This is a genomic window from Marilutibacter spongiae (assembly GCF_014145325.1).
Lineage (GTDB): Bacteria > Pseudomonadota > Gammaproteobacteria > Xanthomonadales > Xanthomonadaceae > Marilutibacter > Marilutibacter spongiae.
On the sequence record NZ_JACHTF010000010.1, the window covers coordinates 74,788 to 96,781 of the forward strand.

A 21,994-nucleotide genomic window follows, 5' to 3' on the forward strand; every position below is an offset into this window, starting at 1 on the left:
GAGGGAGACGATGCGCGCGCCGTCAAGCCTTGTGCGCGCACCGGGGACTGCTAATCTGCGGTGACGATGCCCGCACCCCGTTTCGCACACCTCCACCTGCACAGTGAATACTCGCTGGCCGATTCCACCGTGCGGATCGGCGAGCTGGTCAAGCGCTGCGTGGCCCTCGACCAGCCCGCGGTCGCGATCACCGACATCGACAACGTCTTCGCCGCGGTCAAGTTCTACCGCAAGGCCGAGGCCGCCGGCATCAAGCCGATCATCGGCGCCGACATCGGCCTGGCCGACGGCAACGAGGCGAGCTCGCGCCTGACCCTGCTGTGCCGCGACCGCGCGGGCTACCTGACCCTCTCGCGCCTGCTCACCCGGGTGTGGATGGAAGGCCATCGCACCGACAGCGTGGCGATGCGGCCGGAATGGCTGCGCGAGGACAATGCCGGCCTGTTCGTGCTGGCCGGCCGCCACAGCCTGGCCGGACGCCTCACGGCGGCCAACAAGCACGAGCACGCGGAGGCCTGGCTGGCCGACTGGCAGGGCGTCTTCGACGATCGCCTGCACCTGGAACTGACCCGGGCCGGGCGCGAAGGCGAGGACGCCTTCAACGCCTTCGCCCTGCATGCCTCGAGCAAGCGCGGCCTGCCGGTGGTCGCGAGCAACGACGTGCGCTTCCTCGACCGCGACGGCTTCGAGGCGCACGAGGCGCGCGTGTGCATCGCCTCCGGGCGCGTGCTCGACGACCCCAGGCGCCCGCGGGACTACACGCCCGAGCAGTACCTCAAGTCCACCGACGAGATGCTCGCGCTGTTCGCCGACGCCCCCGATGCGATCGACAACGCCCTGGCGCTGGCGACGCGCTGCAACGTCGAGATGAAGCTCGGCGAATACGCCCTGCCGGCGTTCCCGGTGCCCGCCGAGCACACCATCGAGTCCTGGCTGCGCAACGAGGCGCGCGAGGGCCTGCGCAAGCGCCTGGAGAAGGCGCCGCTGGCGGAGGGCAAGACCCGCCAGGACTACGACGAGCGTCTGGAGACGGAGCTCGACGTCATCATCACGATGGGCTTCCCGGGCTACTTCCTGATCGTCGCGGACTTCATCAACTGGGGCAAGGCGCACGACATCCCGGTCGGGCCGGGCCGCGGCTCGGGTGCCGGCTCGCTGGTCGCCTGGGCGCTGGGCATCACCGACCTCGACCCCCTGCCCTACGACCTGCTGTTCGAGCGCTTCCTGAACCCCGAGCGCGTGTCGATGCCCGACTTCGACATCGACTTCTGCATGGACCGCCGCGACGAGGTGATCGACTACGTCGCGCGCAAGTACGGGCGCGACCGTGTCAGCCAGATCATCACCTACGGCACCATGGCCGCGAAGGCGGTGGTGCGCGATTCCGGGCGCGTGCTCGGGCATCCCTACGGCCTGGTCGACGGCATCGCCAAGCTGATCCCCAACACCCTGGGCATCAGCCTCGACGATGCGATGGGCGAGACCGAGAAGTCGCGCGCGAGCGAGGGCCTGGCCTCCCCGGACCTGATCGAGCGCTACAACAGCGACGAGGAAGTCCGCGACCTCATCGATCTCGCGCGCAGCCTCGAGGACCTGACCCGCAACGCCGGCAAGCATGCCGGCGGCGTGGTCATCGCGCCCAGTCCGCTCAGCGATTTCTGCCCGCTCTACGCCGAACACGACGGCGAGGGCCGCGGCCGCAACCCGGTGACCCAGTTCGACAAGGACGACGTCGAGGCCGTCGGCCTGGTGAAGTTCGACTTCCTCGGCCTGCGCACGCTGACGATCATCGACTGGGCGGTCAAGGCGATCAACAGGCGCCGGGCGGGAACCGGGAATGGGGAATCGGGAATGGGAGAAGCAAAGAGCAATGGCTCTTCCGCGCCCACCGATTCTCCATTCCCCAATCCCGATTCCCAGCCCCTCGACATCACCGCGTTGCCGCTGGACGACAAGGCGACCTACGAGCTGTTCGCGCGCGGCGACACGGTCGCGGTGTTCCAGTTCGAGTCGCGCGGCATGCGCGAGCTGCTCAAGCGCGCGATGCCCGACACCTTCGAGGACATCATCGCGCTCGCCGCGCTGTTCCGACCCGGCCCGCTGGGTTCGGGGATGGACAAGGAATGGGTGGACCGCAAGCACGGGCGCACCGAGGTCAGCTACCCGCACGCTTCGCTGGAACCGGTGCTCTCGCCGACCTACGGCGTCATCGTCTACCAGGAACAGGTGATGCAGATCGCCCAGGTCCTGGCCGGCTACTCGCTGGGCGGCGCCGACCTGCTGCGCCGCGCGATGGGCAAGAAGAAGGCCGAGGAAATGGCCAAGGAGCGCGCCAAGTTCGAGGCCGGCTGCGCCGAACGCGGCATCGAGGCCCGGGTGGCGACGCCGATCTTCGACCTGATGGAGAAATTCGCCGAGTACGGCTTCAACAAGTCGCACTCGGCCGCCTATGCGCTGGTCGCCTACCAGACGGCCTGGCTGAAGGTGCACCACCCGGCCGAATTCATGGCCGCGGTGCTGTCCTCGGACATGGACAACACCGACAAGGTCACCGGCTTCCTCGACGAATGCCGGGTGATGGGCCTGGACGTCCTGCCGCCGGACGTCGCGCATTCGGCGTACATGTTCGAGGCGACCGCGCCCGGCACGATCCGCTATGGCCTGGGCGCGGTGAAGGGCGTCGGCCGCGGCGTCTGCGAGGCGATCGTCGAGGCGCGCCGCGCCGGACCGTTCGTCGACCTGCTCGACTTCTGCAAGCGCGTCGACAGCGGCAAGCTCAACCGCCGCGCGCTCGAAGCGCTGACCCAGGCCGGCGCGCTCGATGCGCTCGGCAAGAACCGCGCCAGCCTGATGCTGCAGCTGCCCGAGGTGCTCAAGGCCACCGAGCAGCTCGCGCGCGAACGCGCGGCCGGCCAGGTGTCGCTGTTCGGCGGCGGCGCATCGCCGGCCGCCGAGCTGCACATCGACCTGCCGGTGGTCGACGAATGGCCGCTGGCGCAACTGCTCAACGGCGAACGCGAAACCCTGGGGCACTACCTCAGCGGCCACCCCTTCGACCCCTACCGCGACGAACTGCGCGCCCTGGTCGGCAGCGACCTCGGCGACCTCGAGAAGATCTGGGAATCGCGGCCGGAATCGGCACGCAGCGGCTGGCGACCCGAAGTGGAGACGGTCGTCGCCGGCCAGGTGGTGGCGATGCGCAAGAAGGGCGACAGCCAGATGTTCGTGCAGATCGAGGACGGACGCGGCCGCCTGGAGTGCGCCTTCTTCGGCGAGACCTACACCGAGTTCGCGCAGATGTTCAGCCGCGACCGCCTGCTGATCGTCCAGGGCGGCCTGCGCGAAGACAGCTTCAGCGGCGGCTTCGCGCTCAAGGCCAACCGCTGCTGGGACTACGCCAGCGTCTGCGCCCAGCACGCGCGGCGGCTGTCGCTGCGGCTGGACCTGCGGGTGCCGGGGATCTGGCAACGCGTCGACAGCCTGCTCGCGGGCCACCGCCCCGGGCGCACGCCGATCCGCCTCGACCTCCTGCGGCCGGGCGCCGCCGGCATGCTCGACCTCAACGGCCCCCATGCGATCCGCGTCGACGCCGAGCTCGTCGGCGCGCTGCGCTCGGTGCCCGGGGTCAAGGCGGTCAAACTGGCCCTCGCCCGCCCCTGGGGCTGAGCCTGGCTTCAGCCGGGGATCAGCCGCCCCAGCATCCAGGCAACGGCGGCGTTCACCACCTCTTCGTCGGCGCCGCCCTCGATGTCCAGCGCCGCGCGGTCGAAAGCGGCCGACAACAACGATGCGATCGCATCCAGCCTGTCCCCGGGCATCCCAACGAGCGCAGCCGCCAGCCCGTCCCGGAGCGCGCCTGCCGCATTGGCCATGTCCAGGGCCTCCATCGCCGCCAGTCCCAGCACCGCCGGACCCTCGATCAGCAGCAAACGGGTCCGCCCGGGCATCGCCATCGACGCGAGATAGGCGCGGCTGCCGACCTCCAGCGCCATGCGCGGCGACAGTCCCGACGGCGTCGCGCGGGCGATGTCGTCCGCGACGGCTTCGGCTTCGCGTGCCAGCACGGCGTGGAACAGCGCGCGTTTGTCGGCGAAGTGGTGGTACAGCGCGCCCCGGGTGACCGCAGCCGCCTCGACGATGGCCGGGGTCGAGGCCGCGGCATGCCCCCGGCCCGCGAACTGTTCACGCGCGGCGTCGAGGAGCGCGAGTCGGGTGGCTTCGGTTCGCGCCTGCTGGCGGCGGGGTCGGTCGGCTGTCATCGCTCCATGCTGGTCCATTCGAATAAAACATACAAGTTGCATGTTTTGATTTTTACATGCACCCTGCATGTAAGTTCACCGCCCATCCCGGGCGTCCCGCGAGGACCGACGATGAAGACCACCAGCCACTACCCCGTACTGATGACCAACGACGTCGCGGGCACCGCGGCCTTCTTCGAGCGCCACTTCGGTTTCCGGCCCGCCTTCGCCGCCGACTGGTACGTACACTTGCAGTTGCCGGACGACCCCTCGGTGAACCTCGCCGTGCTCGATGCAGACCACGAGACCGTGCCCGAGCCGGCGCGCGGCCACACGGTGTCGGGCCTGCTGCTGAACTTCGAGGTCGAGGACGTCGACGCGGAGTACGAACGCCTGGGCACGGCCGGCCTGCCGGTGCTGTTGCCGCTGCGCGACGAAGCCTTCGGCCAACGCCATTTCATCACCGCCGATCCCAACGGTGTGCTGATCGACGTGATCACGCCGATCCCGCCCGACCCGATGTTCGCGGCCGCCTACACGGCCGATGCCCTGCCGGGCACCGGGGCCTGACGCCACGCCCCGGCCCGCCATCCGCGCGACGCATGCTTGAGCCGGGACGGCGCGCCACGCGGCCAGATCGCGTCGAGCGGAACACGCCCGCCTGCGCTTAAGATGGAACGATGATCGACGTCGTCGCCACCTTCATCTTCTTCTTCGCGGTCATCGATCCGATCGGCACGATCCCGGTCTTCATCGCCGTCACCCGCCATCTGGACGAGCGTGCGCGCCGCAAGGTCGCCCTGCGCGCCAGCCTCGCCTCGGCGGCGATCCTGGTGTTCTTCGTGGTCGCCGGCGAGCTGATCCTGACCGCGATCAGGATCCCGCTGTCGGCCTTCCAGATCGCCGGCGGCATCGTCCTGTTCCTGTTCGCCCTGAGCATGATCTTCGGCGAAGCCAAGCCCGAGAAGGAGGTCAAGCTCGCCAACGGCGGTCGCGACACGGCCATCTTCCCGCTGGCCGTGCCCTCGATCGCCAGCCCCGGCGCGATGCTCGCGGCGGTGCTGTTGACCGAGAACGACCGCTACAACCTGTGGCAACAGGCGCAGACCACGATCACCATGCTGGCGGTCCTCGTCGTCGTGCTGGTCTGCATGCTGCTCGCCAGCCGGCTGCACCGGGTCGTCGGCGAAAGCGGCGCGAGCATCATCAGCCGGGTGATGGGCATGATCCTCGCCTCGGTCGCCACCGCCAGCGTGCTGGGCGGCATCAAGGACTACTTCGGCATCTGACCCCGGCCCGGTGCGCGACGCCGGCGCCACCACTTCCAGGCACCGACCAGGGCGGCCGCGAGCAGGCCGAGCGGGATCAGGAAGGCCGCGCTGCGGATGGTCCAGGCGGTGCCCAGCGCCAGGGTGGCGCCGAAATCGCGGAGCGCAGCGGCGATCTCGTTGCGCCCGCTGGTGCCGGCGGGCGGATGCAGCGCGAAACTCAGTTTCTGCGTCTCGATGCGCAGCGCATGGCCCGCGGCCTCCTGTTCGGCCTGCTGCAGGCGGGCCTCCACCTCGGCCATCTGGGCCGACAGTGCGATCATGCCGGCGACGTCGAGGTCGTCGCGCTTCTGGAAGGCCTCCAACTGCGCGTGCTCGCGCTTGAGGCGCTCAAGCAGGCGCGCGTTGTCCTGCACCACCGTGGCCAGGTCTTCGGCGTGGGTGCGGCGCGCGCCCAGTTCGCCGCCGCCGGCCGCCAACGCGATCATCGGCTCGACGCCCCTGGGCTCGATCCGCACGGTCAGGTCGCCGCGGGGATGGTCGCCGCCCTGCTGGCCGACGTCCAGCACGTGGCAGCGTCCGTGCGTGCCGGAGGTGCAGGCCGCCTGCAGTTCGGCCAGGCGCAAGGCGATGCCGTCGGCCGGTAATTCGACCTCGACCGAGTGCTCATAGGCCAGCATGGCCCCGGTGGGCGCTTCCAGGGACGGGCGCGCGACGGGTCCGCCGGCTTCGCTGACCCGCTTGTTGCAGGCGGTCGTGGCGAACAGCACGGCCGCCAGCAGGAAGACGGGACCGAGGGGCTGGCGCATGGATGCCTCCGAAATGAACGCGGACGAGGACGTGAACGGGCACTATGCCAGAGGGCGCCGCGGGCGGACGCCCCGGCACGGATCCCGCCAGGCCGTCGCAGAGCCGTCGCGGCGCCGTCGACCGGACGGCTCGGTATGGTCGGCCGGGGTCGGCTAGACTGTGCCCTTTCCGGCGGCCCTCCGCCCCAGAGCCTGTTGTCGCATGAATCCCAATTACCTCGATTTCGAGCAACCCATCGCCGACCTGGAGAGCAAGATCCAGGAGCTGCGCCACGCCAGCCACGGATCGGCGGTGGACGTGGATACCGAGGTGCACGCGCTCCAGGACAAGCTGCGCCAGCGTACCGCCCAGATCTTCCGCGACCTTTCGCCCTGGCAGGTCTCGCAGCTGGCCCGCCACCCCGCGCGGCCCTACAGCCTGGACTACATCCGGGTGATCTGCGACGAGTTCCAGGAACTCGCGGGCGACCGCGCGTTCAAGGACGACTCCGCGATCGTCGGCGGCCTGGGCCGCATCGATGGCCGTGCGGTGGTCATCATCGGCCACGAGAAGGGCCGCGACACCAAGTCCAAGGTCCGACGCAACTTCGGCATGCCGCGTCCGGAGGGCTACCGCAAGGCCCTGCGCCTGATGAAGCTGGCCGAACGTTTCAAACTGCCGCTGATCACGTTCATCGACACCCCGGGTGCCTATCCCGGCATCGGCGCCGAGGAGCGCGGACAGTCCGAGGCGATCGCCCGCAACCTGCTGGAGATGTCCGAGCTGCGCATCCCGATCGTCTGCACCGTCATCGGCGAGGGCGGCTCCGGCGGCGCGCTGGCGATCGGCGTCGGCGACCGCACCCTGATGCTCGAATACAGCACCTATTCGGTGATCTCGCCGGAAGGTTGCGCCTCGATCCTGTGGAAGGACGCGGCCAAGGCCAAGGACGCCGCCGAGCAGTTGGGACTCACCGCCAAGCGCCTCCACGGACTTGGGCTGGTGGACAAGGTCGTGCGCGAACCGATCGGCGGCGCGCATCGCAACCCACGGCAGATGGCGACCCGCCTGAAGGCCGTGCTGCTCAACGAGATCGACATGCTCGAGCAGTGTTCGACCGACGAACTGGTCGAACGTCGCTACCAGCGCCTGCGCAGCTACGGCGCCTACGAGGCGGCCTGAGCGCATTGCCGGCGCGGCGGCGCCGGCCGATGATGGCGCCATGACCGGCCCTTCGCCGACCCTGCCGCTGCCCCCGGTCCCGGGCCCGCTCCCGGCCGCGACGCCGCTCGTCGTCGGCCTGAGCGGCGGGCTGGACTCCACCGTGCTGCTGCATCGCCTGGCCGGCGACCCGGGCTTGCGCGCGCGCGGCCTGCGCGCGATACACGTCGACCACGGCCTGCACCCGGACTCGGCCGCGTGGGGACGCGCCTGCGCGCGGGAATGCGCCGCGCTGGGCATCGCGCTCGACATCGTCGCCGTCGATGCTCGCGACGCCGGCGGCCTGGGACCGGAGGGCGCCGCGCGCCGGGCGCGTCATGCCGCCTTCGAGCGCCTGCTCGGCGACGACGAAGTGCTGGTGCTCGCACACCATCTCGACGACCAGGCGGAGACTTTCCTGCTGCGCGCGCTGCGGGCATCGGGCCCCGACGGCCTGGCCGCCATGCGGCCCTGGCGCCGCTTCGGCCGTGCCTGGCTGTGGCGGCCGCTGCTCGGGCTGCCGCGCGATGCGCTGCGCGCTTACGCGCAGGCGCACGGACTGACCTGGATCGAGGATCCCGGCAACGACGACGATCGCTTCGACCGCAACTTCCTGCGGGCGCAGGTGCTGCCCCTGCTGCGCGGGCGCTGGCCGCATGCCAGCGCCGCGCTCGCCCGCAGCGCGGCCCTGGGCGCCGACGCCGCCGAGCTGTTGCACGCGGGTGACGTCCAGGCCTTGGCGCGGGTCGCCACTGCCGATCCACGCTGCCTGTCGGTCTCGGCGCTCTGTGCCCTGTCGCGCGCGCGTCGCCAGCGGGTGCTGCGGCACTGGACCGGCGGCCTGGGCCTGCCCCCGCTCCCGGCGCAAGGGGTGTCGCGCATCGAGCACGACCTGCTCGGCGCCCGCCCGGATGCCGACGCCGCGTTCGCGTGGCATGGCGCCCGGGTCCGCCGCTGGCGCGACCTCCTGCATGCCGATGTCGAGCGCGTGACGTTGCCGGCGGACTGGTCGGTCGCGTGGGATGGCCGTGCCCCCCTGCCCCTGCCGACGGGCGGGACGCTCGCACTGGAGGGTGCCGACGCGCTCCCCGGCACCTGCCGCGTGCACGCGCGGCGGGGCGGCGAGCGCATCCACCGCGCGGGACGCGCCCATTCGCAGGCGCTCAAGCAGGTGCTGCAGGCGCTGGAGGTACCGCCCTGGGTGCGTGCCGGGCTGCCCATGGTCAGCGACGACACGGGCACCGTGCTCGCCGCGGGCGACCTCGTCCTTGCCGCGCGCCTGGACGCCTGGCTGCGCGAACACGATGCCCGCCTGCGCTGGACGGATCCGGGCGACGCGCCGCCACCGGCGCTCGCGGACGCATGCAATCCAAACTGCGATTGACCCTCGGCGGGCATCGCTTCACACTTGCCCGATGCCACGCAAAGCCGCCACCGAAGCCTCGCCCGTCGCCGACTTCGAGAAGTCGCTCGACGCCCTCGAGGCCCTGGTCGAGAAGATGGAACAGGGCGACATGAGTCTGGAGGACTCCCTGGCCGCGTACGAGCGCGGCGTGGGCCTTTATCGTTCCTGCCAGACCGCCCTTGAGCAGGCGGAGCTGCGCGTGCGCCTGCTGAGCGACCCGCAGGACGCGGGCAGCGCGCAGGCTTTCCAGGACGCGGATGCCGCCCGAAACGGCGATGCCTGACCCCGGTTTCGCCGAGTGGCGCGCGCGCGTCGACAGCGCGCTCGGCCGTGCCCTGCCCGACCCCGAGGCTTCGCCGCACCGCCTGCACGCGGCCATGCGCCATGCGGTGCTGCAAGGGGGGAAGCGGATGCGACCGCTACTGGTCTACGCCAGCGGTCGCCTGTTCGGCGCCGGACTCGACGCGCTCGATGATGCCGCGCTCGCGGTCGAACTGATCCATGCCTACTCGCTGGTGCACGACGACCTGCCCTGCATGGACGACGACGCCCTGCGACGGGGCCAGCCGACCGTGCACGTCGCCTTCGACGAAGCGACCGCCGTGCTCGCCGGCGACGCCCTGCAGACCCTGGCCTTCGAACGCCTCTCGCATGCCCCGCTCGACGCGGAGACCCGCGTCGCCCTGGTCGGCCAGCTCGCCTCGGCCAGCGGCGCCGCCGGCATGTGCGGGGGCCAGGCGCTGGACCTCGACGCCACCGGCAAGGGCGGCGCGATTTCCTTCGACGCGCTCAAGCGCCTGCACGCCCTCAAGACCGGCGCGCTGATCCGCACCGCGGTGCGCATGGGCGCCACCTGCGCCGGCGCGAGCGCCGACCAGCGTGTCCCACTGGACCGGTTCGCCGATGCCCTCGGCCTGGCCTTCCAGGTCCGCGACGACATCCTCGACATCGAAAGCGACAGCGCCACGCTGGGCAAGACCGCGGGCAAGGACCAGGCCCAGGCCAAGGCGACCTTCCCGGCCCTGATCGGCATGGTCGCCTCGCGCTGCCTGTTGTCCGACCTCGCCGCGATGATGGACGAGGCCCTGGCCGAGTTCGGCGACGATGCCGCCCACCTCGCCGCGCTCGGCCGCATGGCGATCGAGCGCGACCGTTAGCGGGCGCGGTCGGAAGCCCTTCGCAAAAAAACTGGACCCCGGCGTTCGCCGGGATGACGGGCAAAAAACAAAAACCGAGGCATCACTTTGCGGGGATGACGAACACGGGCGTAGCCCGGGCAAGCGCAGCGCACGCGGGAGCACGGAGACGATCCGCGGCGACATCCCGGGTGCGGCCTTCCCGTGCCCGGGCTACGTGTCCGTCCGACCTCAGCCGCGACGATGGACGAGCCCCTCTCCGAACCCGGCCGCACTCCACGCGGCAAGCCCCCGATCGGGTATCCCGCACGCGGAAATGAAGACGCCGGCACATGGCCGGCGTCTTCGGTGTTGCGCGCAACCCGTCCGGTCAGTTGACCAGGCGCAGCGTGAACGGGTAGCGGAAGTCCTCGCCGTTCGCCGTCTTCACCGCGGCCACGATGCACAGGATCAGGTTGGCCAGGCCGACCAGCGGCATCAGCAGCGCGCCGATGAGGACGAAGGTCAACACGAACGACACCACGAACGCGATCAGCACCGTGATCTGGAAGTTCAGGGCTTCCTTGGCCTGCGCGTTGAGGTAGGCCTTGGCCGGGTTGTCCTTGTTCATCAGCCACACCACCAGGGGCATGACGATGCTGAAGAGCAGGCCCGAGAGGTGGGTCAGCATCGCCAGGTTGCGATCGTCGGTGCCCGCTGCGTCGGTCGCCGCCGGCTCGGGGTCGGGGGCGGCCTGCTGGTACGGCGGCGGAGCGGCCGGCGGCACCTGGCCGGGTTCGTTCTGTGGGGCGTTGGGGTCGTGCGGTCCGCTCATGCTGTCTCTCCTGGAATCTGAACGGATACTGTCGGGCGATTCGGGCCGGCGGTCAACTGCCAATGGCAGGGTCGGCCGCCTCAGCCCTCCCCGGCCACCGTCATCGTGCCGACCAGCATCGACCCGGTGCGCACGTGCGAGCGGGGATCGACGTCGCTGCCCACGGCTTCGATCGCCTGGAACATCGTTTTCAGGTTGCCGGCCACGGTGATCCCGTCGACCGCATGCCGGATCTCGCCGCCCTCCACCCAGAAGCCGGCGGCGCCGCGCGAATAGTCGCCGGTGATGCTGTTGACGCCCTGCCCCATCAATTCGGTCACCAGCAGGCCACGCCCCATTCCGCGCACCATCTCGTCGAAGCCGCCGGCATTGGGGCCCACCTGCAGGTTGTGGACGCCGCCGGCATTGGCCGTGGTCGCCAGGCCCAGGCGTCGCGCGGAGTAGCAGCCCAGGATGTAGCGCTGCAACACGCCGTCGGCCACCAGGTCGGACTCGCGCGTCGCGACGCCCTCGGCGTCGTAGCTGGTGGAGCGGAAGCCGCGCTGCTGGAACGGCAGCTCGCGGATGCCGAACCACTCCGGGAACAGGCGCGTGCCCATGCTGTCGACCAGGAAGCTGGCACGCCGGTACAGCGCGCCGCCGGAGACCGCGCCGAGCAGGTGACCGACCAGCGAGCGCGCCATCTCGGCCGAGAACAGGACCGGGTACTGGCCGGTGGCGAGCTTGCGCGGCGACAGGCGCGACACCGTGCGTTCGGCGCCGCGGCGACCGATCGCGACGGGCGCCTCCATGTCGTCCGCGCTCAGGCCGATGCTGTACCAGCCGTCGCGCTGCATGGCGTCGCCGCGCCCGGCGATGAACGCGCAGCCCAGGCTGTGCTGGCTGCTGCGGTCGCGACCGATGAAGCCATGCGAGTTGGCGTACACGCCGATGCTGGTGCCGGTACCCAGCGACGCGCCATCGGAATTCTCGATCCGCGCATCGAAGTCGCGACCGGCCTGCTCGGCCGCCAGCGCCAGTTCGATCGCGCGCTCGGGCGCGTGCTCGACCGCCCAGGGGTGCCAGCTGTCGAACTCGCGGATGTCGGTCGCCATGAGGTCCGCTTCGGCCAGGCCGGCCGCGGCGTCGTCCTCGGTGTGCCGGGCGATGGCGCAGGCCTGCTCGACCGTGGCCGCGAGACTGGCATCGCCGAGGTCGGCGGTGCTGGCGCTGCCCTTGCGCTGGCCGAAATAGACCGTCACCGCGATACCGCGGTCGCGCGACGCCTCCACGGTCTCCACCTCGCCCATGCGCACGCTGACGCTGAGCCCGGTGTCCTCGTTGCAGGACACCTCGGCCTGGCTGGCGCCGGCCGCGCGACACTGCTCGAGCAGCCGTTGCGACAACGCCGCGAGGCGATCCAGGCGCGCCTGGCTGTCGTCGCCGGGGTGGATGGGGTTGGGGTGGGTCTCGCTCAATGCCGTATCCTTCATGCTGTCATCCCGAGGCCATCGGCCGAGGGACATGTTGTCGAGTGTTTCCGGAACCCGTGGCCGCGCGCCGCGCCATCGCCCGGGAACCCAAGCCCGGAAGCAATGCCATGCGTGGAACCGACGAAGAAACCGGCGAATACCTGGGACCCAGCCGCAGCCAGCAGCGCCGCGAAGCGCTGGACGTGCTGGACCTGGGCAAGCAACTGGTGGCGCTGACCGACGCCCAGCTCGAGCGCCTGCCGGTGCCGGAGTCGCTGCTGCCGCACATCCGCGAGACGCGCCGCATCACCTCGCACATCGCGCACAAGCGCCAGTTGGCCTTCCTGGCCAAGCAGATGCGCCGCGAGGAGGACGAAGCGCTCGATGCGATCCGCGACGCGCTGGACAAGGACGGCGAGGCCGCCCGGCGCGAAGTCGCGGCGATGCACCGCGTCGAGGACTGGCGCGAACGCCTGCTCGCGGACGGCGACGCCGCGCTCGCGGCGTTCATCGACGCGCACCCTGCCGCCGACCGGCAGCGCCTGCGCCAGCTGGTCCGCAACACGCTGGAAGAACGCAAGCGCAACAAGCCACCGCGCGCCTTCCGCGAACTGTTCCGGGAACTGCGCGACGTGGTGCTCGGGGCCGACGCGGAGAACGGGGACTAGGGAACCGGCAACGCACGGAACCGCGCCGCGCCGCGGCATCCCACGAACGCCGGTTGCCGTCGATCCATCGCGGGCGATCACGCCCATCAGGCCTGCGTGCCGCCGACGGTGAGGCCCTCGATCAGCAGCGAAGGCTGGCCCACGCCGACCGGCACGCTCTGGCCGTCCTTGCCGCACACGCCCACGCCCTCGTCCAGGGCCAGGTCGTGGCCGATCATCCGGACCTTCTGCATGGTCTCGGGCCCCGAGCCGATCAGGGTCGCACCCTTCACCGGCGCGGTGATCCGGCCGTCCTCGATCAGGTAGGCCTCGGTCGCGGAGAACACGTACTTGCCGCTCGTGATGTCGACCTGGCCGCCGCCGAAGTTGACCGCGTAGAGCCCCTTCTTCACCGAGCGGATCATCTCGTCGGGGTCGTGCGTGCCGGCGCGCATGTAGGTGTTGGTCATGCGCGGCATCGGCAGGTGCGCGAAGGACTCGCGGCGACCGTTGCCGGTCGGCGCCATGCCCATCAGGCGCGCGTTGAGGCTGTCCTGCATGTAGCCGACCAGGATCCCGTCCTCGATCAGCGTGGTGCACTGCGTCGGCTGGCCCTCGTCATCGACATTGAGCGAGCCCCGGCGCCCTTCCAGGGTGCCGTCGTCGACGATGGTGACGCCCGGGGAGGCGACGCGCTGGCCGATCCGGCCGGCGTAGGTACTGGTGCCCTTGCGGTTGAAGTCGCCTTCCAGGCCATGGCCGACGGCCTCGTGCAGGAGCACGCCGGGCCAGCCGGGGCCCAGCACCACGGGCATGACGCCCGCCGGGGCATCGACCGCCTCGAGGTTGACCAGGGCCTGGCGCAGGGCCTCGCGGGCGAAGCGCTCGGGGCGTTCGCCGTCCAGCAGCTCGGCGTAGGTGTAGCGGCCACCGCCGCCGGCATAACCGCTCTCGCGGCGACCGTCCTGCTCGACGATCACCTGCACGTTGAGGCGCACCAGCGGACGCACGTCGGCGGCCAGGATGCCGTCGCTACGCGCCACCAGGACGGTGTCGACGCCGCCCGACAGACTGACCATCACCTGTTGCACGCGCGGGTCGGCGGCCCGCAGCAGGCGGTCGACTCGCCTGAGGGCCGCGAGCTTGGCTTCGTTGGCGTACCCGTCGATCGGATCCTCGGCCGGGTACAGGCCATGCGCGCGGCCGCGTGCCAGCGCCTGCGCGCCGACGACGCGGCCGTCGCGCGCGATCGCGCGCGCGGACTGCGACGCGGCCAGCAGGGCTTCGGCGTTGATCTCGTCGGAATAGGCGAACCCGGTCTTCTCGCCGCTGATCGCGCGCACGCCGACGCCCTGCTCGATCGAATGCGCGCCGTCCTTGACGATGCCGTCCTCGACCGACCAGCTCTCGCGCCGGCTGTGCTGGAAGTACAGGTCGCCGAAGTCGACGCCCGGTCCCAACAGGGTCCCGAAGGCGCGCTCCAGGCGTCCGGCATCGAGGCCGGCGGGCAGCAGCAATCGGGTTTCGGCGAGTTGCAGGGGAAGGGTCATGGACGGGCCTGGTGTCGGGAGTGGGGAATGGCAAGTGCGTCGCAGGGCGGGGATGCGGGGCGATGCGACCCGCAGAGGCCGGCGTGGGCGCGGCCGGACCGGGCCGGTCCGCTCCTGACAAGGTGGCGTCGGCGGCGGCCCAAATCAAGCCGGACGGCCGGGTTCAGCCGGTGGGCGGAGCGGTGCGGACCGCGGCACGCCCCTGTTCGCGCGTCTGGACCTCGACCTTGGGGGCCTTCCACGGCCCGGTGACACGATAGGTCTTGCCGGCGATCTGGCCGATGGGTTTCTCCAGCACGGCGTTGGCGGCAGCGCCGATCGCCGCGCCCACCGGGCCACCAGCGATGGCACCGACAGCGGCCAGGAGGTTGCCGGCCTTCGGCCGCACCTCCACGCGCTGGTCGAACTGCTCGGTCCTCAGGTTGGTCGCGCCGGTGATGGCGATACTGGCCGCCGGACCATCGATGAGCAGGTCGTCGGTCCGCGCCTGGCCGTCCTCGAACACCACGTTGCCGGCCATCGAGTTGTAGGCGAAGCCCTTGGAGAAGAGATCGCCGAAATCGAGCATCAGGCGCCGCGGCAACTGGGTGATGCTCAGCAGGCCGAGCACGCGGCCGGCGCCGGGTTCGACCTCGAGCAGTTGGCCGTCGCGCGCGTCCACGCTCAGGCGTCCCTCCACCGCCGCGGCCTTGAACGCCGCAGGGCTGCCCGGCCAACCCGCATCGAAGTGGACGTGGCCCTCGCCGTCGGCGGTGCGACCGCCCAGCCCCAGGCCATCGAAGAGCCGGCCGAAGTCCTGGCTGCGGACATCCAGCACCAGGTGCGTGCGGGCGGACGCGCCCTGACCGGACCATTGCCCGGTAAGGTCGAGTTCGTGGAAGCGATCGCGGGTCTGCAACTGTTCGATGCGCATGCCGCCGGCGTCGGGACGGGAGCGGAACTGGGCGCGACCCAGGGCGGCCTCGTTGATGCGCAGGTCGTCGACGTCGAAATCGAGCGGCGGTATCGCCGCCGGGTTCATCGCGGTGGCGGCCGGATCGACCGACGCTGCTGGCGCCTCGGCGCCGTCTCCATCCCCGGTCGCCGCCACGGTTTCGCCCTCCGCCGGCACCGGCCCGGCGAGCGGACGCCAATGCACGTGGGCGAAGCGCCCCGTGATCGGCGCGGAGGGCTCGCGCGGGATGCTCAGCTCGCCCTGGAGGGCCTTGCCTTCCACCTCGACCTGCAGCCGCCCCTCGGGCGAACCGTCCACCTTCACGCGCGTGTCGGGGAAACGGCCGCCAAGCAGCTGCAGCTGGCCGGCGGTGATGTCGATGCCGCGCAGTGCCAGCCCGCCCTCGCGGTCGCCACGACCGAAGGCGATCCAGTCCACCGCGTCCAGCCGCTGGGCGTGGCCGCTGGCGACGAGCCCATGGTCGGGCGGCGCCTCTTCCACGGTGTCGCTGCCCAGGGCGATGCGCACGCCGGTGCGTCCCTGGGTGCTGCGCGCACGCAGCGCGACCACGTCGCCGAAGGCGACCCGAAGGTCGCCGCTGCCGAATGGCAGGGGCGTGCTGACCGTCGTTGGCAACGAGTCCCCCGCGGGTTTGTGCATGGGTTCGGGCAGGTCGAAACGGGTGCCGACCAGATCCGACGAGAGCGTCAATTGCGCGGCGGGGCTGCCTCCCCGCCCGTCCCTGGGCACGCTGACGCCGATCCGCCACGGCGAGGTGCCGGCGACGTAGGGCCTCAGCCAGGCCATGTCCGGCGCGCGGTCGAGCAGTTCGCGGGCCTGCAGGCGCGAGGACAGCGTCGCCTCGAAGACATTGCCGGGGTCGCGCACGTGGCCGTCGCCGGCGCGAAGCCCAAGGGTGCCGCCCTGGCCCTGGTGCCTGACCGAAAGCGCGTCGGCGGTGAAGCCCCGGCGCGAGAAGCTCGCCCGGCCCTGGACCTGGTCGAAATCCAGGTCCCAGCGGTCGTCCGAGAGCCGCGCGTTGGCCAGGTCCACCGTGCCCTGGATGCCCAGTTGCCGGTCCTTCTGGAGGGGCAGGCGCAACCCGAAGCCGACCCGTGCCGGGCCGGACGCGTCGACGTGCGACAAGGTCTCGCCGATGCTGTCCATCAACGGGCTTTCGCGCAGCAAGTCGAGCAACTGGCGCGCATCGCCACCGCCCTGCGCGTCCACGGCGAGGCGGCCGCCATGGTAATGGTCGATGCCCGCCTCGATGCGGTCGATCTCCACCCCGGCCAGGCGACCGCTGCCTTCCACCTGGAAGCCGTCGCCCACGAAGGCGACCTCGCCGGCCAGGTCCTCGACCACCGGCCAGTCCGGCTGGAAGCGGATGCTGCCGTCCTCGATGCGACCGCGCGCCTCGAAGCGCCCGTCGGTGCCGGTGAATGGCCAGTCGTCAAGGTCGCCGCTGACGATCGCGCGGCCGTCGCGCACCACGCCGCCCTCCAGGCCCTGGTCGAGCCACGCCACCGCCGCTTCGGGCATGCGGTGCCGGACCCAGAAACCCTTGGCGGTCGTCACCTGAGCTTCGTCGATGTCGGCGGCAAGGTCGATCCGCGGCCGGCTGCCGTCGCCCTGCCACTGCAGGCCGCCGCGCAGGTCCGCGCCGAAGCTGCCGCCATCGATGCGCAGGCCCGGCGTGCCGACGCGCCAGCCCGGACCGTCGCGCCAGCCGACCAGTCGACCGTCGAGCTTGACGACATGCGTGGTGTTGAAGGCCACCGGCCATTCGAACCGCATGGGCGCATGCGTATCGGGGGTGAAGACGAAGCCCTTGTCGTCCCCCACCAGCTGGCCACCCAGGCCGTTCAGGCCGGGCGACTCGCCGACCGGCGCGAACCCGAAGCCATCGACCTGGGCGCTGGCGCGGATAGGTCCGCCGGACCGGCCGCCAACCCGCACCTCGCGCAGCGTCACGCGCGGGCGCGCGTCGCGCATCCAGTCGCGCAGGGCGGGCGCAAGGCGATCGCTCATCAACGCGACCTGGACCAGGGGGCCTGCATCGATACGCTCGGCCGACAGGCCGAACTCGCGGCCACCGGCGACGGCCAGCCCGTCCAGGGACTGCATGCCCGCCTCGCCATGCACCTGCAGGCGCGGGACGTCGAGGCGCCAGCCGGCATCGTCGACCCGCCATTGCGCGTGCCCCTCGACATGGTCGAAGGACACGCCGTCCGGCGCATCGCTCGCGCCGGCGGCAGGCTGCAGGCGGACGTCGTCGAGCGCCGTCTCGACCCGGACGGTGGTGATGCGACTGCCGGCCAGGGTGGCCCAGGCCTCGGCACGCCCGGTGCCGCCGCCGACGGCGACGCCCAGCAGCCTCAGCACCGGGCTCCAGCCGGCGAGGTCGGCCTCGCGCGCGCCGGCATAGGCGCGGCCGTCGCCACTGTGTCGCTTCAGTTCGAGCGTCGCATCGAGCGGCGCGTCGGCCAGGCGCGGCCAGGCACGGACGGCCGCGCGCACCGTCTCGCCGCTGACCTGCAGGCGCAGGTCGACGCGCGGGATGCGCGCGTCGATGCCCAGTCCGGGGGCATGCAGGGCGAGTTTGCCGTCGATCACCTGCAATTCGCCCAGCGATTCCAGCGTCTCGAACATCTCCTCGGCCGAGCGCTGCTGGCCGGGCAGGCCGCGCACGTGCCAGCGACCGTCGTCGGCACGTTCGAGTTCCAGTTCCAGGCCACGCAGGCGCAGTTCCGACAAGGCCTCGCCAGGCAGCAGGCCGGCATAGACCGACACCAGCATTTCCGCATCGCCGACCTCGAAGGCCTGCCCCGGTTCGCCGATGCGCAGGTTGTCCAGCTTGAGCAGGGGCCCACGCCGCGTCCAGGCGGTCTCGACGCGATCGAAGGCCACCGGCCTGCCAGCCCGCTCGCCCAGCCACGCGGCCACCTCGTCGGGGTGGCGCTCGGCCAGCGGCAGGACCTGGCTCGCCACGCCCAGCACCACCGCAACGAGCACGAGCGTCACCGCCACGACGTAGCCAAGGCCACGTCGCGCCAGGCGGAACCGTCGGCGCAGCGGAGTGGGCATCAGGGGCTGCGGCCTAGCCGCGGGAATGGGGAATGGATAATGGGGAATGGGAACAGCCGGGGCACGGCCATCCCGCTCTTGCCATTCCCTTTTCCCCATTCCCAATTCCCGCCGTCAAAGCAGCACGACATCGAACTGCTCCTGCGAGTACTGCTCGTCGGGCTGGAAGCGGATGGACTTGCCGAGGAATTCCTCGAGTTCGGCGACCGCGGCCGATTCCTCGTCGGTGATGCGCACCACCACCGCCGGGGAAGCGATCACCAGCAGGCGCTGGGCGTCGAACTGGCGGACCTGGCGCACGATCTCGCGGAAGATCTCGTAGGTCACCGTCTCCGGCGTCTTCAGGGTGCCGCGGCCGCTGCATTCATGGCAGGGTTCGGACAGCTGCCGCTCCAGGCTCTCGGTGGTGCGCTTGCGCGTCATTTCCACCAGGCCCAGCGGCGAGAACTCGTACACGGTCGACTTGGCATGGTCGCGGGCCATCGACTTCTCGAGCTGGCGCAGCACCTGGCGGCGGTGCTCGGGATCGGTCATGTCGATGAAGTCGATGATGATGATGCCGCCCAGGTTGCGGAGCCGGAGCTGGCGGGCAACCGACTGCGCCGCCTCCAGGTTGGTCCTGTAAACGGTTTCCTCGAGGTTGCGTTGACCGAGGAAGGAGCCGGTGTTCACGTCGATGGTGGTCATCGCCTCGGTCTGGTCGATGACCAGGTAGCCGCCCGACTTCAGCGGGACCTGCTTGTCGAGGGCGCGCTGGATCTCGTCCTCGACCCCGTACAGGTCGAAGATCGGCCGGGCGCCGCTGTAGTGCTCGATCTTCTCGTCCAGGCCGGGCATGAACTGCGCGGCGAACGCCCGCAGGCGGTCGCAGGTTTCGCGCGAGTCGACCTTCACCCGCTCCACGTCCTTGCGCATCAGGTCGCGCACCGCGCGCATCGGTAGGCTGAGGTCCTCGTAGACGCGCTCGCCGACGCGGGCGCGCGCCGAGCGTTCCTCGATCAGCGACCAGGCCCGGCCCAGGTAGGCGATGTCCTCGGCCAGGGCCTCGGCCGGCTGTCCCTCGGCATTGGTGCGGACGATGTAGCCATGCGCGGGCGCGCCCGGGGTCGCGGCAGGTGCCGCGGGAGGCGTGCCTTCGCCGCCGCCGGCGGCCTGCCCGTTGGGGGCAAGCGCAGCCATGTGGTCCTTCAAGCGCTGGCGTTCGGCTTCGTCCTCGATGCGCGCCGAAACGCCCACCACGCGGGTGCGCGGCAACAGCACGAGGTAGCGCGAGGGGATGCTGAGCTGGGTGGTCAGGCGCGCGCCCTTGCTGCCGATCGGGTCCTTGACCACCTGCACGATGATCTCCTGGCCCTCGCGCAGAAGTTCGGTGATCGGTCGCGTCGGCGCCGGCGGCAGCGGCGCCTCGTCGCCTTCGCCGTTGCTGACCGGCGGCGGCTTGACGATGTCGGCCGCATGCAGGAACGCGGCGCGCTCCAGGCCGATCTCGACGAAGGCCGCCTGCATGCCGGGCATGACGCGCTGGACCTTGCCCTTGTAGATGTTGCCGACCACGCCGCGCGCCCAGCCGCGCTCGATGTGCAGTTCCTGCAGCATGCCGTTCTCGACCACCGCCACGCGGGTCTCGCGCGGGGTGACGTTGACCAGGATCTCCTCGCTCATGCGCGCGCCTCCACGCCCGCGGGCGGCAGGCCGGCTTCGCGCAGCAGGCGGTCGGTCTCGTGCAGGGGCAGCCCCATCACGCCGGAATAGCTGCCCTCCAGGCGGGTGACGAACACCTCCGCCGCGCCCTGGATGGCATAGGCGCCGGCCTTGCCGAAGGCCTCGCCGGTGGCGATGTAGTCCGCGATGCGCGCCTCGTCGAGCGCGTCGAAGCCGACCATGGACGTCGACACGGCCTCCAGCTCGCGACCCTCGGCAACCAGCCAGACCGCCGAGACCACCTGGTGGGTACGCCCGGACAGCTTGCGCAGCATGGCCGCGGCATCGGCCGCGTCGGCGGGCTTGCCGAACACCTCGTCGTCGAGGATGACCTCGGTATCCGAACCCAGTACGAAGGCACCGGGCACATCGCGCACCGTCTCCCACCCGGCCCGGGCTTTCTCCAGCGCGACGCGGCGCACGTAGGCCTCGGCGGCTTCGCCGGGCAGTCGCGCCTCCGGGATGTCCAGGTCGATCAGGTCGAAGCTGCGTCCGAGCCGGCCCAGGAGTTCGCGGCGGCGCGGGGATTTCGAGGCGAGATAGAGCATCAAGGCTTCCATGACGTGGATGGGACGCCGGTCGGCGGGGCCGCGCCGCCGGCCGCCCCCGGCAGCCGATGGTGGGTCGGTGCGGGCCCGGGCACCGGATCGGGCGCGCCAACCGGCAACCGCGACGGCGTGGGCATACCGACGGAAGCATAACCTGCGGTGACTGAGCGCCAGCCGACGCCGGCCCGCGCAACCCCGACGCAGCTCACGGTTCGTTCACTGCCCATGCGTTCAATGAACAGGGCGCGTCCTTTCCCGACCCTTTCACCCCATTGGAGACACTATGACCCGATCCCCCGTCCACGGCCTGCGCCCGCTGCTGCTCGCCACCGCCCTCGCCTTCGGAACCCTGCCCACGATGACCGCACACGCCCAGTCCAGCACCCAGGCCAGCCCCGATGGCACCCTGCTCTCGGTGTCCGCCCTGGGCGAGGTCAGCCAGGCGCCCGACATCGCCCGGCTCTCGACCGGCGTGGTGACGCAGGCCGCGGACGCGAACGCCGCCATGCGCGCCAACGCCGAGCAGATGAGCCGCGTGGTCGCGGCGCTCAAGGGCGCCGGCATCGCCGAGCGCGACATCCAGACCAGTGGCGTCAACCTCTATCCCCAGTACCGGCACGACGATGGCAGCGCCCCGACGATCACCGGCTACCAGGCCAGCAACACCGTCAACGTGACCGTGCGCGACCTGGGCAAGCTGGGGCCCGTCATGGACACGCTCGTCGACGCCGGCGCCAACCAGGTCAACGGGCCGAGCTTCGACATCGACGACAAGACCGCCGCCCTGGACGAGGCGCGGCGCAAGGCGGTGGAGCAGGCGCGCGCGCGCGCCGCGATGTACGCCAAGACCCTGGGCCTGCGGGTGCGGCGGATCGTCAGCATCAGCGAGGGCGGCGACATCGCCCGGCCGATGCCGATGATGGCCATGGCGCGTGCGGAAAAGAGCAGCTTCGACACGCCGATATCACCCGGCGAAAACACCTTGTCGGTCAATCTGGACATCGTCTTCGAACTCGGTAATTGAGCATGATGTCCCAGCCGAACCCGACCGGCGGCGAACCCGATCCGAAGCCGGGGCGCAATCCGGGCTATCCGGAGAAGAACCCGGACGACCAGGACGACAGCCGCAAGCCGCCGCCGCCCGACCCGGCCGAGGATGTCGACGCGCCGCCTGCGCGCGACGTCGACCACGACCCCGCCTAGGCTTCTCGGGCACTGGCCCGTTG

At 71.0% G+C, this 21,994-nt stretch carries 18 protein-coding genes; 10 read left to right on the forward strand and 8 right to left on the reverse strand.

The window, feature by feature from the left end; genetic code table 11:
* The first annotated feature begins 66 nt into the window (after positions 1 to 66).
* Positions 67 to 3,666 (forward strand): DNA polymerase III subunit alpha, encoded by a 3,600-nt coding sequence (gene dnaE, locus H4F98_RS10335; protein ID WP_182687396.1) that lies wholly within the window; start codon positions 67 to 69, stop codon positions 3,664 to 3,666.
* A gap of 8 nt (positions 3,667 to 3,674) precedes the next feature.
* Here the strand turns inward: dnaE and H4F98_RS10340 are convergent, their stop codons facing one another.
* Positions 3,675 to 4,259 carry a TetR/AcrR family transcriptional regulator gene (locus H4F98_RS10340; RefSeq protein ID WP_182687398.1) on the reverse strand — a complete coding sequence of 195 codons (585 nt, stop codon included), beginning with the start codon at positions 4,257 to 4,259 and terminating at the stop codon, positions 3,675 to 3,677.
* Positions 4,260 to 4,370: 111 nt separating this feature from the next.
* Between H4F98_RS10340 and H4F98_RS10345 the strand changes: the two genes are divergently transcribed.
* Positions 4,371 to 4,808: a VOC family protein gene (locus H4F98_RS10345; protein ID WP_182687400.1), complete on the forward strand. Its 438-nt coding sequence runs from the start codon at positions 4,371 to 4,373 to the stop codon at positions 4,806 to 4,808.
* A gap of 110 nt (positions 4,809 to 4,918) precedes the next feature.
* Positions 4,919 to 5,527: a MarC family protein gene (locus H4F98_RS10350; RefSeq protein ID WP_182687402.1), complete on the forward strand. Its 609-nt coding sequence runs from the start codon at positions 4,919 to 4,921 to the stop codon at positions 5,525 to 5,527.
* Here H4F98_RS10350 and H4F98_RS10355 read toward each other — a convergent pair.
* Complete coding sequence (locus H4F98_RS10355) at positions 5,512 to 6,315, reverse strand: DUF4349 domain-containing protein (protein ID WP_182687403.1); 804 nt, start codon at positions 6,313 to 6,315, stop codon at positions 5,512 to 5,514. The two genes, H4F98_RS10350 and H4F98_RS10355, sit on opposite strands and share 16 nt — an antisense overlap.
* A gap of 202 nt (positions 6,316 to 6,517) precedes the next feature.
* On the opposite strand from H4F98_RS10355, the gene H4F98_RS10360 reads away from it, so the two are divergent.
* From H4F98_RS10360 to H4F98_RS10375, 4 genes are read left to right on the forward strand one after another with little or no spacing between them, the layout of a single operon-like run.
* Complete coding sequence (locus tag H4F98_RS10360; protein WP_182687404.1) at positions 6,518 to 7,477, forward strand: acetyl-CoA carboxylase carboxyltransferase subunit alpha; 960 nt, start codon at positions 6,518 to 6,520, stop codon at positions 7,475 to 7,477.
* A gap of 40 nt (positions 7,478 to 7,517) precedes the next feature.
* Positions 7,518 to 8,879: a tRNA lysidine(34) synthetase TilS gene (tilS, locus tag H4F98_RS10365; protein WP_182687405.1), complete on the forward strand. Its 1,362-nt coding sequence runs from the start codon at positions 7,518 to 7,520 to the stop codon at positions 8,877 to 8,879.
* A gap of 31 nt (positions 8,880 to 8,910) precedes the next feature.
* Positions 8,911 to 9,183 (forward strand): exodeoxyribonuclease VII small subunit, encoded by a 273-nt coding sequence (locus H4F98_RS10370; RefSeq protein WP_182687406.1) that lies wholly within the window; start codon positions 8,911 to 8,913, stop codon positions 9,181 to 9,183.
* Positions 9,176 to 10,057: a polyprenyl synthetase family protein gene (locus tag H4F98_RS10375; RefSeq protein WP_182687407.1), complete on the forward strand. Its 882-nt coding sequence runs from the start codon at positions 9,176 to 9,178 to the stop codon at positions 10,055 to 10,057. The genes H4F98_RS10370 and H4F98_RS10375 overlap by 8 nt, the downstream gene beginning before the upstream one ends.
* A gap of 349 nt (positions 10,058 to 10,406) precedes the next feature.
* Here the strand turns inward: H4F98_RS10375 and H4F98_RS10380 are convergent, their stop codons facing one another.
* Positions 10,407 to 10,850 (reverse strand): magnetosome magnetite crystal formation protein family, encoded by a 444-nt coding sequence (locus tag H4F98_RS10380; protein ID WP_182687408.1) that lies wholly within the window; start codon positions 10,848 to 10,850, stop codon positions 10,407 to 10,409.
* An 80-nt stretch (positions 10,851 to 10,930) separates the two neighbouring features.
* On the reverse strand, positions 10,931 to 12,322 hold the full coding sequence (gene pmbA, locus H4F98_RS10385; RefSeq protein WP_182687409.1) for a metalloprotease PmbA: 1,392 nt from the start codon (positions 12,320 to 12,322) through the stop codon (positions 10,931 to 10,933).
* Positions 12,323 to 12,429: 107 nt separating this feature from the next.
* On the opposite strand from pmbA, the gene yjgA reads away from it, so the two are divergent.
* Positions 12,430 to 12,969, forward strand: a complete 540-nt coding sequence (gene yjgA / locus H4F98_RS10390) for a ribosome biogenesis factor YjgA (protein WP_182687411.1) — start codon at positions 12,430 to 12,432, stop codon at positions 12,967 to 12,969.
* Between the two features lie 86 nt (positions 12,970 to 13,055).
* Here yjgA and tldD read toward each other — a convergent pair whose 3' ends face one another.
* The 4 genes from tldD to H4F98_RS10410 form a co-directional block, all read right to left on the reverse strand.
* The gene (tldD, locus tag H4F98_RS10395) at positions 13,056 to 14,498 is read right to left on the reverse strand and encodes a metalloprotease TldD (protein ID WP_182687413.1); all 1,443 of its coding nucleotides are present in this window, start codon (positions 14,496 to 14,498) and stop codon (positions 13,056 to 13,058) included.
* A 163-nt stretch (positions 14,499 to 14,661) separates the two neighbouring features.
* Positions 14,662 to 18,519, reverse strand: coding sequence for a YhdP family protein (locus H4F98_RS10400; protein ID WP_182687416.1), 3,858 nt, complete (start codon positions 18,517 to 18,519; stop codon positions 14,662 to 14,664).
* 114 nt (positions 18,520 to 18,633) lie between these two features.
* On the reverse strand, positions 18,634 to 20,181 hold the full coding sequence (locus H4F98_RS10405) for an Rne/Rng family ribonuclease (protein ID WP_182687418.1): 1,548 nt from the start codon (positions 20,179 to 20,181) through the stop codon (positions 18,634 to 18,636).
* Entirely contained in the window at positions 20,178 to 20,768 is a 591-nt protein-coding gene (locus H4F98_RS10410; protein WP_182687421.1) for a Maf family protein, read from the reverse strand. The genes H4F98_RS10405 and H4F98_RS10410 overlap by 4 nt, the downstream gene beginning before the upstream one ends.
* Positions 20,769 to 21,051: 283 nt before the next feature.
* Here H4F98_RS10410 and H4F98_RS10415 point away from each other — a divergent pair, with 283 nt between their 5' ends.
* Entirely contained in the window at positions 21,052 to 21,792 is a 741-nt protein-coding gene (locus H4F98_RS10415) for an SIMPL domain-containing protein (protein WP_182687423.1), read from the forward strand.
* Between the two features lie 2 nt (positions 21,793 to 21,794).
* Complete coding sequence (locus tag H4F98_RS10420) at positions 21,795 to 21,971, forward strand: hypothetical protein (protein WP_220479180.1); 177 nt, start codon at positions 21,795 to 21,797, stop codon at positions 21,969 to 21,971.
* The last annotated feature ends 23 nt before the right edge of the window (positions 21,972 to 21,994 follow it).